This window comes from Rhodococcus sp. AW25M09, assembly GCF_000333955.1.
In the GTDB taxonomy this organism is placed as follows: Bacteria; Actinomycetota; Actinomycetes; order Mycobacteriales; family Mycobacteriaceae; genus Rhodococcoides.
In genome coordinates this window covers 13,666-28,319 of the sequence record NZ_CAPS01000041.1, presented here as the reverse complement: position 1 = coordinate 28,319, position 14,654 = coordinate 13,666, and the positions used below count along the sequence as shown (strand labels likewise).

General features: G+C 62.7%; 14 protein-coding genes. 2 read left to right on the top strand and 12 right to left on the bottom strand.

Features of this window, described 5'->3' with window-relative positions:
• Positions 1-31 precede the first annotated feature (31 nt).
• Together RHODMAR_RS07830 and RHODMAR_RS07825 are read right to left on the bottom strand one after the other, a co-directional pair.
• Complete coding sequence (locus RHODMAR_RS07830) at positions 32-439, bottom strand: nuclear transport factor 2 family protein (RefSeq protein ID WP_008713172.1); 408 nt, start codon at positions 437-439, stop codon at positions 32-34.
• Positions 440-606: 167 nt separating this feature from the next.
• Positions 607-1,758 (bottom strand): acyl-CoA dehydrogenase family protein, encoded by a 1,152-nt coding sequence (locus tag RHODMAR_RS07825; protein WP_008713170.1) that lies wholly within the window; start codon positions 1,756-1,758, stop codon positions 607-609.
• A gap of 73 nt (positions 1,759-1,831) precedes the next feature.
• On the opposite strand from RHODMAR_RS07825, the gene RHODMAR_RS07820 reads away from it, so the two are divergent.
• On the top strand, positions 1,832-2,596 hold the full coding sequence (locus RHODMAR_RS07820; protein ID WP_008713169.1) for an SDR family NAD(P)-dependent oxidoreductase: 765 nt from the start codon (positions 1,832-1,834) through the stop codon (positions 2,594-2,596).
• A 38-nt stretch (positions 2,597-2,634) separates the two neighbouring features.
• On the opposite strand, the gene RHODMAR_RS07815 is transcribed toward RHODMAR_RS07820, so the two are convergent.
• The 10 genes from RHODMAR_RS07815 to RHODMAR_RS07770 are packed head-to-tail and all read right to left on the bottom strand — an operon-like array spanning position 2,635 to position 13,360.
• Positions 2,635-3,426 (bottom strand): SDR family NAD(P)-dependent oxidoreductase, encoded by a 792-nt coding sequence (locus RHODMAR_RS07815; protein WP_042938393.1) that lies wholly within the window; start codon positions 3,424-3,426, stop codon positions 2,635-2,637.
• Positions 3,427-3,431: 5 nt separating this feature from the next.
• Positions 3,432-4,634 (bottom strand): CaiB/BaiF CoA transferase family protein, encoded by a 1,203-nt coding sequence (locus RHODMAR_RS07810; RefSeq protein ID WP_008713166.1) that lies wholly within the window; start codon positions 4,632-4,634, stop codon positions 3,432-3,434.
• Positions 4,634-6,106 carry an aldehyde dehydrogenase family protein gene (locus RHODMAR_RS07805; RefSeq protein ID WP_008713164.1) on the bottom strand — a complete coding sequence of 491 codons (1,473 nt, stop codon included), beginning with the start codon at positions 6,104-6,106 and terminating at the stop codon, positions 4,634-4,636. The genes RHODMAR_RS07810 and RHODMAR_RS07805 overlap by 1 nt, the downstream gene beginning before the upstream one ends.
• Position 6,107: 1 nt before the next feature.
• Positions 6,108-6,581, bottom strand: a complete 474-nt coding sequence (locus RHODMAR_RS07800; RefSeq protein WP_008713162.1) for a MaoC family dehydratase — start codon at positions 6,579-6,581, stop codon at positions 6,108-6,110.
• A complete protein-coding gene (locus RHODMAR_RS07795; protein ID WP_008713160.1) occupies positions 6,582-7,472 on the bottom strand; it encodes an HpcH/HpaI aldolase/citrate lyase family protein in 891 nt (296 codons plus the stop codon).
• 11 nt (positions 7,473-7,483) lie between these two features.
• The gene (locus tag RHODMAR_RS07790; protein ID WP_008713159.1) at positions 7,484-8,650 is read right to left on the bottom strand and encodes an acyl-CoA dehydrogenase family protein; all 1,167 of its coding nucleotides are present in this window, start codon (positions 8,648-8,650) and stop codon (positions 7,484-7,486) included.
• A gap of 14 nt (positions 8,651-8,664) precedes the next feature.
• The gene (locus RHODMAR_RS07785; protein WP_008713157.1) at positions 8,665-10,308 is read right to left on the bottom strand and encodes an AMP-binding protein; all 1,644 of its coding nucleotides are present in this window, start codon (positions 10,306-10,308) and stop codon (positions 8,665-8,667) included.
• Positions 10,305-11,330 (bottom strand): LLM class flavin-dependent oxidoreductase, encoded by a 1,026-nt coding sequence (locus RHODMAR_RS07780; protein WP_008713155.1) that lies wholly within the window; start codon positions 11,328-11,330, stop codon positions 10,305-10,307. Before RHODMAR_RS07780 ends, RHODMAR_RS07785 begins: the two co-directional genes overlap by 4 nt.
• Before the next feature lie 36 nt (positions 11,331-11,366).
• Positions 11,367-12,137 carry an SDR family NAD(P)-dependent oxidoreductase gene (locus RHODMAR_RS07775; RefSeq protein WP_008713153.1) on the bottom strand — a complete coding sequence of 257 codons (771 nt, stop codon included), beginning with the start codon at positions 12,135-12,137 and terminating at the stop codon, positions 11,367-11,369.
• A 32-nt stretch (positions 12,138-12,169) separates the two neighbouring features.
• Positions 12,170-13,360 carry an acyl-CoA dehydrogenase family protein gene (locus RHODMAR_RS07770; RefSeq protein ID WP_008713151.1) on the bottom strand — a complete coding sequence of 397 codons (1,191 nt, stop codon included), beginning with the start codon at positions 13,358-13,360 and terminating at the stop codon, positions 12,170-12,172.
• A gap of 120 nt (positions 13,361-13,480) precedes the next feature.
• Here RHODMAR_RS07770 and RHODMAR_RS07765 point away from each other — a divergent pair, with 120 nt between their 5' ends.
• Positions 13,481-14,647, top strand: a complete 1,167-nt coding sequence (locus RHODMAR_RS07765) for a thiolase family protein (protein WP_008713149.1) — start codon at positions 13,481-13,483, stop codon at positions 14,645-14,647.
• Positions 14,648-14,654 lie beyond the last annotated feature (7 nt).

Genomic DNA, 14,654 nt, shown 5'->3' with positions numbered 1-14,654 from the left:
AGATTCCTAAGCTCGATACCGCAGGTCTGGCTCAGTACGGAAGGTCGAGAGCGATGTGACGCTTGGCGATCAACCAGGTTCCGTCGACCCGAACGAACTCGTCCTCGTATTTTCCGGTGGACAGGACAGTGAGCTTGCCGTCGGCGACCGAAATTATCGTCAGGTAGGCAACAACTTTCGCATGATCATCATCGACATCATCGATCAGGATATTCGTCGTGAGGTGGCGGCGCTGATCCGACTGCGAGTGCGCGGAGCCGTTCATCAACTCCATGATGGCGTCGATTCCGTCGAACGGGCCGATCAGATCACCGTCGGCGATTTTCATGGTCAGGACGGCATCCTTGGTGAACGACGCAACGATCATCTCGGGATGGTGATCGTCGTATCCGAGGCCGTATCGGCTGAGCGTGTTCTCGATTCCGGGGCGGGACGACATGAATTTTCTCCTCGAGTCGGGCGTGACGGCAATCACAACAAGGCCAATCATAATCATGAATCATGTTGCGTCAAGGGCGATTTGATTGCCGAACACATTGGCCGACACACGACGATTCCCGCCCGGCGTCGTGCACTACCGGACGGGAAATCGTGCTGCGGTGATCTCTAGAGCGTGCCGTCCTTGACGAGTTGCTTCGCCAGGGAGTCGAGGATGACCTCGGTCGAGCCCTCGTAGATCCGCATGGGTCGGGCTTCGCGGTACAGACGTTCGATGGTGCTACCGCGGGAGATGCCGTAGCGGCCCATCACCTGGACTGCGCGATCCACGACCCGGCCGGCAACCTCGGTCGCAGCAACCTTGGCCATCGACGACAGATGTAGATTTGCCCTCGCGTCGCGCGCCGAAGCGGCCGCGGCGCGATAGGTCAACGAACGCGCCATCTCGATGTCGGTCCAGCACATGGCCAGATGCTCGGGCACAGAGCCGAGACGAGACAGACTGACGCCGAACTGCTCTCGGCCGTTCGCGTGGCGCACAGCCTCCTTCAGAGCGGCCTCGGCAAGACCTACCGCCGCACCCGCAACCGACACCCGGAAGGTCGCGAGAGTTGCCAGAACCAGCGAGAAGCCTTTGCCCTGCTGGCCGATTCGGTGATCGAGGGGAACCCGTACGTCCTTCAGGATCACGTCACTCAACACGTGCGGAGCGATGATCTGATGCGGTCGTTCGGTGGTGACACCGGGCGTGTCCGCAGGGATCAGAACGAGGGAGTAGCCCTCGCCCTCACGGCCGAGGATGCTGTAGAAGTCTGCATCGCCACCGTTGGTGATGAAGGACTTGTGGCCGTTGACCACAAGCTCGCCGTCGACCTCTTCGATCGACGTCGTCAGCGCCTTGAGGTCCGAGCCGACATCCGGCTCGGTGAGGCCCAGGGCAGCAATGGCATCGAGATTCGCCACCCTCGGGAGCCAGTACTCCTGCATCGCAGGCGTTCCGCCGACAGACAATCCGTAGCTTCCGATGCCCTGCATGGCAAAGAGCGAATCGAGGTGTCCGCATTCAGCGGCGAGACGCTCACGGATCACTGTGACGGCAAGCGAGTCGACCTCCTCGAAGCGGCCGCCGAACCGGGACGGGACGGTCACGTCGGCCAACCCTGTCGCCTGAAGCCGCTTGCGTACGTCCACGTCGATGCCGTCGGACTCGTCGGCGCGCGCAGCGATATCGCGGACGGATTCTGCAAGCGCCCGCGCTTCGACCTGCAATTCGAGATACTTACTTGGGAGCTCGAACAGTCCCTGTTCCGATTCCGGCACTATGTCTCCATTCGTCAATCTATGATTACCATACTAAGGAATTGCCTGACGCGGTACAGATCCAGGAGAACAGATGCCCCAGTTCGACGCCCCATCCCAGTTCGATCTCAGCGGACGCGTCGCCCTGATCACCGGCGGTAGCCGTGGCCTGGGCAAAGCCATGTCCTTCGGCCTCGCTCAGGCAGGCGCCGATGTGATCATCGCCAGCCGCGACTTCGAGTCCTGCCGCACGACGGCCGAAGAAATCGAGAAAGCGACCGGGCGTCGCGCATTCCCTATCGCCGCCCACGTGGGCAAGTGGGACGCACTCGATGCGCTCGTCGACGCGTCCTACGAGCACTTCGGCAAAGTCGACATCCTGATCAACAACGCGGGCATGTCGCCGCTGTACGACTCGGTGGACACCATCTCCGAGGCACTGTTCGACAAGGTCCTCGGAGTAAATCTCAAGGGCCCGTTCCGCCTGGCCGCACTGGTCGGAACCCGGATGGCCCAGGGCGACGGCGGCTCGATCATCAATATTTCGAGCGCCGCATCGACCAAGCCCCGACCCGACGTGCTGCCCTACGCCGCAGCGAAGGCGGGCCTCAACGCCATCACCGTCGGTTTGGCGAAGACGTTCGGGCCGAATGTGCGCACGAACGCGATCATGGCGGGCACGTTCCTGACCGACGTTTCCAATGCCTGGGACATGGAGGCTTTCGGTAGGCGCGCCGAGACCTTCGCCGCCAAGCGAGGCGGCGACCCCAACGAAATCGTCGGGGCTGCTCTGTATCTCGCCAGCGATGCCTCCAGCTACACAACCGGATCCATCATCACGGTCGACGGGGGGATGTAGTCGGCGGCCCCGCCGGCCGACACCTGGAGCGGCTCAGGTCACGATCGCAAGCCCCGCCAGGCCATCGTTCCGCCATCGACGGGAACGTTGGTCCCCGTCATGAACGACGCCGCATCCGAGGCCAGGAAGCACGCAACCCGCGCGACCTCCACCGGGTCACCGAGTCGCGGGATCAGATGGGCACCGCTCATGTGGCGCTCTTGCTCCACCGGATCGGCGGCGGCATCGATGTGCCTCTGCGCCATGGTGGTCCGAAAGCTTCCAGGGCTGAAACTGTTGCATCGAACCTCGTTGGCCAGCGAGATCGCCGTGGTCCGCGTCAGCTGAATCACCGCTGCCTTGCTGACCGAATATGCGGGAGTCTTGTAACCCATCATCCCCGACACCGAAGCCGCATTGACGATGGACGGGCCGCGATCCGACGCCCGCAGATGTGGCGCAGCATATTTGGTCGCCAGCCACATCGACTTCACGTTGATGTTCATGACGGCGTCCCACACCTCCTCGGGGAGGTCGACGATGTTCGCCTGCTCCCCCGGCACGAAACCGGTATCGATGACGCCGACGTTGTTGACCAGAGTGTCGAGACCTCCTGCGGCAGCAATGGCAGCGTCGATCATGTCCCGGACTTGCTGTCCGTCGGCCATGTCGATCCGCAGCGCAACGCTCTTCGCTCCCGCCGCCGCGATCAGCGCTTCCGTCTCCGCGAGCAACTCCGGAGAGATGTCCGCGACAATCACGGTCTCGGCACCCTGCGCCGCCGCCTCGACGGCAATGGCCCGTCCGATTCCCGAGCCGCCGCCCGTCACCAGTACTCTTTTGCTCTTCATGGTCACTACTTACTGACGACTCCTCGCCCGGCCAGATCTGCCAGTTCCTCTGCACCCATCGACAACTCGGCCGCCAGAATCTCGGCAGTGTGCTCGCCGATGCTCGGCACGCCGTCGTACACCGGCCCGTCGTAGCTCTTCATGTGCAGGACGGGCCCTGGCATCAGCACTTTGCCGAGGACATCGTTGCCGGTGATCTCGACGAGTGTCCGTTCGAGGAAGTGCGGATCCTGCACCACATCGGAGGCGTCGTTGACAGCGGCGCTGACCACCTCGAATTTTTCCAGGGTCGCGAGGATCTCGGCACGCGGCATGGATGCGCACCACTCGATCACCATCTTCTGCACATCCTCGTTGTTGCGCAGTCGATCCGCGTTGGTTGCGTACCTCGGGTCCTCGATCACCTCGGGCTTACCCATGGCCGCGAACAGCCGCGTGGCAATGGTCTGATTCGATGCGGCTATCGACAGGAATTTCCCGTCGGATGCCTCGTAGATCCCGCGAGGCGAGGCCGCTCCGGTGGAATTTCCGATGCGCTGCTGGATCTCCCCGGTCGCGGTGTACTTCAGAAACATGTCGCCGACGATGAACATCAGTGGCTCGTAGAGCGCGACATCGACTTCCTCACCGAAACCGGTCTTCTCGCGTTTGAACAAGGCCATCGCCACACCCATCGCCGCGGACAGTCCGGCGATCGAGTCGGCAAAGCCGAACGGCGGAGACGTAGGCGGTGAATCGGGCCACCCGTTGACATTCGCGAAGCCGCTGGCGGTCTCGGCAACCGTGCCGAACCCCGGCAGCAGACGATTCGGGCCGGTCTGACCGAATCCGGAGACACGAGCCAACACCAAACCTGGGTTGATCTTCGACAGTTCTTCGAATCCGAGCCCCCATGCCTCGAGCCTGCCGGGCCGGAAGGATTCGATGACGACATCGGCTCCGGCAATGAGCCGCTTCACCAGCGCTCGCCCCTCCTCGTCACGCAAGTCGACGCCGACCGAGCGTTTGCCTGCATTCAAACGAGAGAACCCGAGCGAGAGTCCATCCTTCTGCGGAATCCACTGGCGCGCATAATCGCCTGATGCCGGGTCCTCGACCTTGATGACCTCGGCTCCGAAGTCGCGCAACATACGGCCGGCCGTCGGCGCGGCATACATGGTGCCGAGCTCGATTACCTTGATGCCAGCGAGTGGCCCTTCGGCGCTCATCAGACCCTCCACTGGATGTGCTTGACCTCGAGGTATTCCTTCATTCCCCACTCGCCGAGTTCGCGGCCCACTCCGGACTTGCCGTAGCCGCCGAAAGGAGCGTCGGGTCGCATCGAACCCCCGCCGTTGATCCACACGGTTCCGGCACGCACTTGCTCGGCAACGCGCCGTGCTTCGATCGGGTCGTCACAGTAGACGTTGGCGGCAAGGCCGTATTCGGTGTCGTTTGCCAGACGGATGGCTTCCTCGGTGTCCTTGAACGGGACTATCACGGCGACCGGTCCGAAAATCTCCTGCTGCACCGCGCGTGCACTGTGTGGAAGTCCGCCCAGTAGAACCGGATTGACGAACCATCCTTTCTCCGGAAGCGGCTTGGTGACCTCGAGCAGTTTGGTCCCACCCTCGGCGACCGAACCGTCGATGAACCCGTTGACGCGAGCCTGGTGGTCGGGCCGGATCATCGGTCCGATGTTGGTCGCCGGGTCCCACGGATCTCCCACGATCATCTGGTCGAACGCCGAGGCTCCGGCTTCGAGGAACTCGTCGTACACGCTGTCGTGCACGAGAAGCCGAGCCAGCGCCGCGCAGCCCTGGCCACCGTTGCGAGCCCAGCGAAGATGCATTTCGACGGCGATCTTCTTGACGTCGACGCCCGGGAGGACGATGTTCGGGGACTTGCCACCGAGTTCGAGCGTCACACCGGCGAGGTTGGCCGACGCCTGTTCCATGATCTTCGCGCCGACGCCGTCGGAGCCGGTGAAGGACACACGATCGACGCCGCGGTGCGATGAAAGCTGCTGTCCCACATCGGCACCACCGATGATGACGTTCATGACCCCCGGCGGTAGGCCGGCTTCTTTGATCAAGTCGCCCAGGAACAGAGTCGTCAGAGGCGTCCGCGGCGAAGGCAGCAGCACGACGGTGCAGCCTGCGGCAAGGGCCGCACCGAACTTGAATATCGCGAGATTGAGCGGGTAGTTGTACCCGGTGATCGCCGCGACGACGCCGACGGGCTGATGGACTACATCGCTCATCGTCGGAACAGGTTTGTCGTAAGCACCGAGATGAATGGTGCGGTCCGTCTTCGCCGCCTCCGCCGCCCATCGCAGGTGTTCGTCGACGGCCATCTTCACCTGGAGGTACGCCGCAAGCGACACCGGGCAACCGACCTCGTTGACGATGGACGGCAGCAGCCTGTCGGCGGCCTTCTCCAGCGCATCGGCGAAGCGGTGTATGTGTACGGCACGTTCTTCACCACTGAGGGCTGCCCACGCCGGGAACGCCTTTCGCGCGGCAGCGACAGCGCCGTCCACCTGGCTGCTCGACGCCCCCCCGACAGTGGCGATGACCTCTTCGGTGGCCGGATTGAACACCTCCCAGGTCTCACCCTGCGGCTGCGCATCGGTATCGCCGATCAGGAGTGTCCTGGTCCCCGGTACCCACTTCTGGTCGATCTCTGCCACGGCAGTCATCTCACGCACCTTCTTTCTGAAAATCTGCAGGGATCTTGGCCATCAGGCCGACTCTCTCGAGTACGCACACGATTTCGTCGCGCTGGTTGTAGCCGATGTGCTCGAACCACACGATGCCGGAATCATCACGGCTCTTGGACTCGCGCTTGTTCGTGATGGTCGTCTCGGCGCGCAATGTGTCGCCATGGAAGACCGGATTCGGAAAGGTGATCTTCTCGTAGCCGAGATTGCCGAGCGTGGTGCCCATCGTCAGCTCGGGCACGTGGAATGCGCCGATCAACGCCACAGTGAACAGGCTGTTGAACAGACGCTGGCCGTGGATCGTGCCCTTGCAGAACTCCGCGTCCAGGTGCAGCGGTTGGATGTTCATGGTGAGCGAGGTGAACATGACGTTGTCCATCTCGGTCACGGTGCGGGTCATCGCATGCTTGTAGTGCTTGCCGACCTCGAACTCCTCGAAATACAGGCCTCGCATTTACTTTTCGCCTCGCTTCATGATTGCTTCGGCCCGCTCCAACCACTGAACGGCCTTGTCGTAGTGCGCCTTGTCGATATGCAGACCGCGGTAGCGTAGTGCGCCGGTCCCCTGCGCCTCGGCCTTCTCGTATGCCTCTGCCAATCCGCGGTAGAACTCGATGTCCTGCTCGGACGGGCTGAACACGTCGTTGACGGTCTCGACGTGCGACGGGTGGATCGCGATCATGCCGCGGAAACCGAGCTGTCTGCCCTTGATCGCGAATTCCCTGAGCCCATCCAAGTTTTCGAGATCCTCCCACAGTCCGGTCAGCGCATGGATCTTCGCTTCCCGGCACGCGAGCAGCACCCGACTTCGCAGATAGAGGGTTTCGAGACCCTCGGGCGTCCATTCGTATCCCACCTCGCGGGCGATGTCGGCATGCTCGGCCGACGGTCCGATCATCGCGCCGACGCGCGGGGATGCCGTCGCGACCTCGAGGCAGTTGTGGATCGCCTTGACGGTCTCCACCGGAACGATGTACTCGAGTCCGTCGACGCCGTTGCGGGCCTCGAAATGATCGAGCAGGGCGTCGTATTGCAGCACATCGACCGCTTTTTCGATCTTCGGCGCGAACACGCCCGTCAGACCGGGAACGACAACGGCCTCGAGATCAGCACCGGTCAGCCGCGTCGCCAGTGGGTTGACGCGGACGAACAGCCCCACATCGGGATTCGTCTCGCGTACACGACGGATGGAATCGGCAACGATCGAACGAGCGGACTCCTTCTCCGCCGAGGGAACGGAGTCCTCCAGATCGAGAACGACGCAGTCGGCGCCCGACGCGACGGCCTTGTCCACCCATCTCGGCCGGTGGCCCGGTACGAACAGGATCGAGCGGTACGGCTGCATGTCACTCCCCTTCAGTAGCTGCGCGGCAGGCCGAGTACATGCTCGGCGGTGTAGTTGAGGACCATTTCCTGGCTGATCGGCGCGATCCGCATGAGCCGTGACTCGCGGAAGTAACGTTCGACGTGGAATTCCTTGCCGAATCCGAATCCGCCGTGAACCTGCAACGCGACATCCGCGGCGAAGAAGCCGGCCTCGGCACACAAGTATTTGGCGGCGTTCGCTTCTCGGCCACAGGGCAGCCCGGCGTCGACCATCCAGGCGGCCTTGTCGACGACGGCCGCTGCCGCATCGAGCCTGATTCGGGCCTCCGCAAGTTGGAAAGCGATGCCCTGATTCTTTCCGATGGGCCGACCGAAGACTTCACGGTCCTTGGCGTACTGGGTGCCGCGACGAAGGGCCGCCTCCCCGATTCCCAGAGCCGCGTTCGCGGCGATGACACGCTCGGCGTTGAGCCCGCCGAGGATGGTGCGGAAACCGTGCCCCACCTCCCCGACGACGTCCTCGTCGGCCACGAACAGTTCGTCGATGAACAGCTCGTTGGTGTCGACGGCGTTGCGGCCCATCTTCGGAATCGGCCGGATCTGGACCTTGCTGCGATCCATATCCGCGAACAGCAATGTCATTCCTGCAGTACGCTTCTCGCCCTCGACGCGCGCGCTGGTTCGGCACAGCAGAAGCATCTTTTCCGCTTCCTGCGCCTTGGTGATCCAGACCTTCTTGCCCGAGACCAGGAATCCACCGTCGACTTTCTTGGCAAAGGTCTTGATGTTGGTGGTGTCGGTACCGGCATCGGGTTCGGTGACCGCGAAGGACGTATGCAACTCACCGGTGGTCACTCGAGGCAGGTACTTCTTCTTCATCGCGTCGCTGCCGTGGTTGATGATCGGCTCGAAGCCGAAGATGCCGATGTGGACCGCACTGCAGCCGCCCATCCCTGCACCCGATGCCGAGATCTCACGTTCGACGATGGCCGCCTCGGTCACGCCGAGTCCGCCGCCGCCGTACTCCTCGGGGACGGTCAGCCCCAACCAACCACCCTCGGCCACAGCGTTGTAGAAGTCCCAGGGAAACTCGTGGCTATCGTCGTGTTCCATCCAGTAATCGTCGGGAAACGCCTTGCACAGCGTCTTGACGGCCGCTTTGATGTCTTCGTGCGTCGGGTCGGTCGAGTAGTCCATATCGTGCTCCTGCTCTAGGCGACCGGCACCGCAGTGCGATCGAAAGTGTCAGCGGTGATGCCCTCGTCGCGCAGAACTGCCTTGCGCACTTTTTCGGAGGGAGTTTTCGGAAGCGAGTCGAGGAATCGTAGGTACCGCGGCGTCGCGAAGGCCGGTATCTTCCCCGCGCACCAGTCGAGAATCTCTGCGGCATCTGCCTTTTCGCTGACCACGACGGCGGCGAGCACCTCGTCCTCGCCGGCTTCGACATCGGCAGGCACGCCGATGACGGCACATTCGACAACTGCCGGATGGCCGAGCACGGCCTGCTCGACCTCGTAGGAGCTGATGTTCTCACCGCGTCTGCGCAGTGCATCCTTGTAGCGGTCGACGAAGTAGAACCAGCCGTCCTCGTCCTTGCGTAGCGCGTCACCGGTGTGGAACCACAGGTTTCGCCATGCTTCGAGGGTCTTCTCGGGCATGCCGTAGTAGCCCATGCTGCACGTCCACGGCTGAACGGGACGGACGACGAGTTCCCCGACCTCGCCGACCGCTACTTCGCGATCGGTCTCGGGGTCCACCAGCCGGATGTCGAACCAGTCCGACGCCACCTTGCCTGCCGCGCCCGGCGGGATCTTCTCGCCGTACGGGGTGAGGATCGGGGCGCATGTCTCGGTCAGACCGAACGCGTTGACGAAGGCCTCGATGCCGTAACGAGTCTTGAACTCGTCGACGACGGTATCCGCGATGGGCGCCGCGTAGACCGCACGGAGCTTGTTGTCCCGGTCGTTTTCTCGTCGAGCCTGCTTCCACGCGAAGTCCATCATCACGCCCACGAAATTGGTGACCGTGACGCCGGAATCTCGAACCATGTCGATCCAACGGCTGGCACTGAATTTCGAGTGCACCACAGCGCTCGCGCCGGCGACGAGCGCCGGGTACACGGCCATGAACTGTGCGTTGCCGTGAAATAGTGGGGTCGTGGTCATGTAGCGATCGTCGGGGGTCAGCCGCGTCAGAGAGACGACCTCCTGCGCGAAGAAATACAGCTGCGAATGGGGCATCGCGACGCCCTTGGACGGCCCAGTGGTGCCCGAGGTGAAGAAGATCGCACCGAGGTCATGGGCGCGGGGCGACGCCGCGGTGACGGGCGTCCCCTTCTCCAAGTCGTCCCAGTTGTCCGCCTGCCAGCCGTGTTCGCGGAGCACGGCGATCGCCCTGTCGGCAGTTCCAGTGTCGATGACCCAGAACTTCTCGATCCCGCGCGCGTGCTCGGCGATGGAAACGAAGCGCTCGACGAACGTGTCGTCGATGACCGCCCACCGCGCACCGACGGTGACGATTTGGTGGCGCAGAAACTCACCCTCGTAATTGGTGTTGATCGGTACCTCGACGGTGCCGCCCACCGCAGCAGCGAACCAACTACGCACCAGCCGTGAGGAATTCATCGCCATGATAACGACACGATCACCCTGCTGTGCGCCTGCCGAGTGCCAGGATCCGGCAATGCGCTCCGCCGAACCGAGCATCTCGGAATAGGTGAACTCGAGGCCCTCCTCCGGTGTGAGCAAGAAGGGTGCGTCCGGGGTGGACGAGGCGTGGGTACGCAGGACGTTGTTCAGCGTCCACCCTTCCGGATCCACGAAGTTGGGGTGCAGATCTCGATAAGTCTGTGTCACTTGAAGTCCCGGAACGGTTCGATCGCCAGCATCGACGGCACAACGTCCTTACCGAGACGTTCGATGGCGGCGATGGTCTCGTCACCGTCCATCGTCGGCCACTGCGGACGCAGCAGGAGTGGGTCGACGGGCAACGTGGTCACGAGGTCGGTGAGCTTGCCGACGACATCGTCCGGTGTTCCGACGATGACGTGATCGGAGACCGACTCGGCGAACTGGTTCGCCAGATCGCGGCCGGCCATGACCTCGAGGCCCTTGGCGGCGTAGGTGAGATAGCGTCCCTGCGCGACGCGGGCGTACTCGACCATCGCCTCTTCCTTGCTGTCCGCCACGAGGACGTTGCGGCGAAGTGGCTGCACCCCGAATTCTTTTCCACGTGCCTCGAATAGATCCTTGACGACGCGGTAGCGCTCCTCGACCTCGTGCTTGGGGGTCTCCGGCGGCACCGCGTAGGCGTCGCCGTACTTGCCTGCCCGCCGAACGCCGCCCATCGCATGGGCACCGATCCAGATCGGGACGTGCGGCTGTTGAACAGGGTGCAGGTGGGGCTTGACGCCGTCGAGCTGGAAGTACTTGCCCTCGAAGGTGACCTCGTCCTGAGTCCACAACTGCTTCATCACTTGGAGGGACTCGTCGAAACGCCCGGCGCGCTCCTTGTACGGGACCTGCAGGTAGTCGAATTCCTCGGGGCGGTAACCCAACCCGGCACCGAAGATCAGACGACCCTCGGTGACGACGTCGAGCGTCGCGATTTCCTCCGCGAGCATCACCGGGTGGTACAGCGGCGCGATCATGATCTGTGTGACGAGCTTGGTCGTCGGCGCGACATGTGCAGCCAGACGAGCGAGCAAAGGGACCGGCTGAAGCCAGCGTAGGTCGCCGTAGAGGAAGTGCTGACCGATGGCGATGTAGTTGAAACCGTTGTCCTCAGCGCTCTCGACGATGCGGAGGATGTCCTTGAACTGCTGCGCCGGCGTCACCGACTTCGGCACGTCGCTGAGCAGTAAGCCGACCTGAACCATGAAAAGTCCCTTCGAGAAGTATGAAAAAGAGAGTGCTTACTGCGCGGTGAGTCCGCCGTCGACAGGAATGGTGACGCCCGTGATGTAGCTGGCATCGTCGCTGTTGAGGAATGCAATCACCGATGCGATCTCCTCGGGCTCGGCACCGCGGCCCAGTGGAATGGTCGCTACGAAGTCCGCTGCCAGGGCGGAGACGTCCGAGCCGGGCTCGCGGCCGAAGAATTGCGCGAGCATGGGCGTCTTGACCTGACCCGGGCAGATGACGTTGACGCGGATGCCGTCCTTGGCACCGTTGAGCGCGAGGGCGCGACCGAAGGGAACGAGCGCTCCCTTGGTCATCGAGTAGATCGGGCTGAACGGTGACCCGATGAGCGCCGACGTCGACGAGGTCAGCGTGACCGACCCTTTGCCGCCTGCTTTCTTGAGCAATTCGAAACCGAGTGTCGTCGAGTAGTAGGCGCTCTTGACGTTGACATCGATGTTCTTCTGCCACGCAGCGTCGTCCACATCGAGGCCTCCGGGACCGGGCATGCCGACCTGCGCGTGCAGTGCGTGTAGAACGCCCTTCTCCTCGTCGATTCTCGCGAACAGTGCACGGAGATCGTCGTTGTTCGTGGCGTCGACGGTCACGGCTGTTGCCTGACCACCCTCGGCTTCGATCTCCGCCGCTACTTTCGACGCCGACTCCTCGCTGAGGTCGGTGACGTAGACGAACGCTCCTTCGGACGCGAGGCGGTGGCTGATGGAACGGCCCATCCCGGACCCACCGCCGATGACCGCTGCTATGCGACCTTCATAACGCTGCATTTCTTGTACTCCTTCTCGAGTTACTGCGCTGTTCAGGCTCGTTGGTCGAACGAACGTCCCAGCAATTCGGACACTATTCGAGTTCGCTGCATGGTCGGGGTTCCACCGGCAAGCGCCCAGCCATGTGCGTCCCGGTGCATCCGTTCGATGCCGAATTCTTCGGTGTAGCCGTTGCCGCCGTGCAGTTGCATCGCAAGATCGGTTACTTTTTTCGCCATTTCGTTGGCGGTGCACTTTGCCAGCGAGACGTGCAGGGAGTTCGGAAGCTGCTCGCCATCGGTCACCGAGGCTGCAGCCCGCTGGAGCAACAACCTGGCTGCATCGACCTGTAGTGCCATGTCGGCAATGGTCATCTGCACGGCCTGGAACTCGATCAGCGGTTTGCCGAACTGCATCCGCTCCTGCACGTACCGAATCGATAGGTCCAATGCAGCCTGGCCCAGCGCAAGACTCATGGTCGAATTACCGAGACGCTCGATCGAGAAGGCGGTGAACAGTGTGCGGAAACCACCGGGTTCGACAACGATGTTCTCAGCGGGAACGACGACGTCATCGAAGTAGATGTCCGCAGAAGGAATGCCACGGAAGCCCATGAGCTTCTCGCGCGCACCGTAGCTGACGCCCTCACGATCGGCCTCGACCAGAACGGCCCCAATGCCCTTGGCACCCGGCGCGTCGCTCATACGCGAATAAACAAGGTAGACGTCGGCCTCGGAACCGTTGGAGATCCAGCGCTTGTTTCCGCTGACACGGACAGTGTCACCGTCGATGGTCGCTTTGGTCGTCATATCTGTCGCTGCCGACCCTGCGTCGGGCTCGGAGATGGCGACCGCCATGGTGATGTCGCCGGCGATGATGCCGGGGAGGAATCGTTCCCGCTGCTCTTCGGTGCCGATGCGGGCGATGACCTGAGCCGGGCCGGTATTTGCCTCGAAGATTTGGAACGCCGCAGGCCTGCAATGGTAGGCAAACTCTTCGATGACGTTGAGCGCCTGCTGCAGGGGTGCTCCTCCGCCACCGAAGCGCTCCGGAAGCGCAATACCGAGGAACCCGAGCGAACCGAGAAACTTCCGCTCCTCCACCGGGAACGCCGTTCTCTCCGCGTCCCACTGCGCAGCTTTGGGCGCGTAGCGCTCGGTGGCAACCTTCGCGGCTACCTCTTTGATGGCGCGTTCGTCGTCGGTCAGGATGCTGGCAGACATGGCCACCCCTTTCATGTTCATGATTATACTAATACGATGTGACCTACGGTACAACCATCCTCGCAGGTTCCGCTAGGTTCATGCTAAACATAATCATGAATATCTCGTCACGCTTTCAATAATCTGCTTCAGGAGGTCTTCATGACACGCGCAGTGATCGTCGACGCCGTTCGGTCCCCCATGGGAAAAGGCAAGATCGGTGGTGGCCTCTCGCATCTGCACCCGGCGGACTTGCTCGGCCGAATACTGCGCCAGGTCGTGGATCGATCGGCACTCGACGCCGCTCTCGTCGACGACGTCATCATCGGATGTGTCGGTGGCAATGGTGAACAATCGGGCACTCCTGGACGCCAGGCCGTGCTCGCTGCGGGCTTCCCAGTGCATGTTCCGTCGGTGACGGTCGAGCGCAAGTGCGGGTCGGGGCAGCAAGCTGTGGACTTCGCCGTTCAGGGCATCGTCGCCGGGGCTTACGACATTGCCATCGCGGGCGGCGTCGAGTCGATGAGCCGGGTGCCGATGGGCAGTGCCCGCGGAGATGCCGACCCCTTCGGCGAGGGCGTCCGCGAACGCTTCCCGGTACTGGTTCCGCAGGGCGTGTCTGCCGAACTGGTAGCCCAGAAGTGGGGAATTTCTCGGACCCAGCTCGACGAGTATTCCGCGCGTTCACACGAACGTGCCTCTACCGCTCGTGATTCCGGGTGGTTCGACAACGAGATCGTGCCCATCGGCGAACTGACGACCGATGAAACCATCAGGACCGGCACCACGGCGGAAAAACTCGGCGGGTTGAAGCCAGTCTTCGGGACCGATGAACGGCGCGCGCAGTTCCCGGATCTCGACTGGTCCGTCACCGCCGGCAACGCATCTCAGATCACCGACGGAGCGTCCGCACTGCTCGTCATGAGCGAGGAGCGGGCATCGGAGCTGGGTCTGCGCCCGCGCGCCCGAATCGTCGCCTCCGCTGTGGTCGGCGACGATCCACTGTTGATGCTGACCGGTCCCATTCCCGCCACCGAAAAGGTATTGAAGAAGGCCGGTTTGACGCTCGGAGACATCTCGGCCTTCGAGGTGAACGAGGCTTTCGCATCGGTTCCTCTCGCGTGGGCCATTGAACTCGGCGTAGATCAGGAGCTGCTGAATCCGGTGGGCGGCGCAATTGCCCTCGGACATCCCCTCGGTGCCTCGGGCGCACGGTTGATGACCACCATGATCAATCATCTCGAACGCACCGGCGGCCGCTACGGCCTGCAGACCATGTGCGAGGCCGGCGGTATGGCCAACGCGACCATCATCGAAATTCTGAAGTAAGGAACCC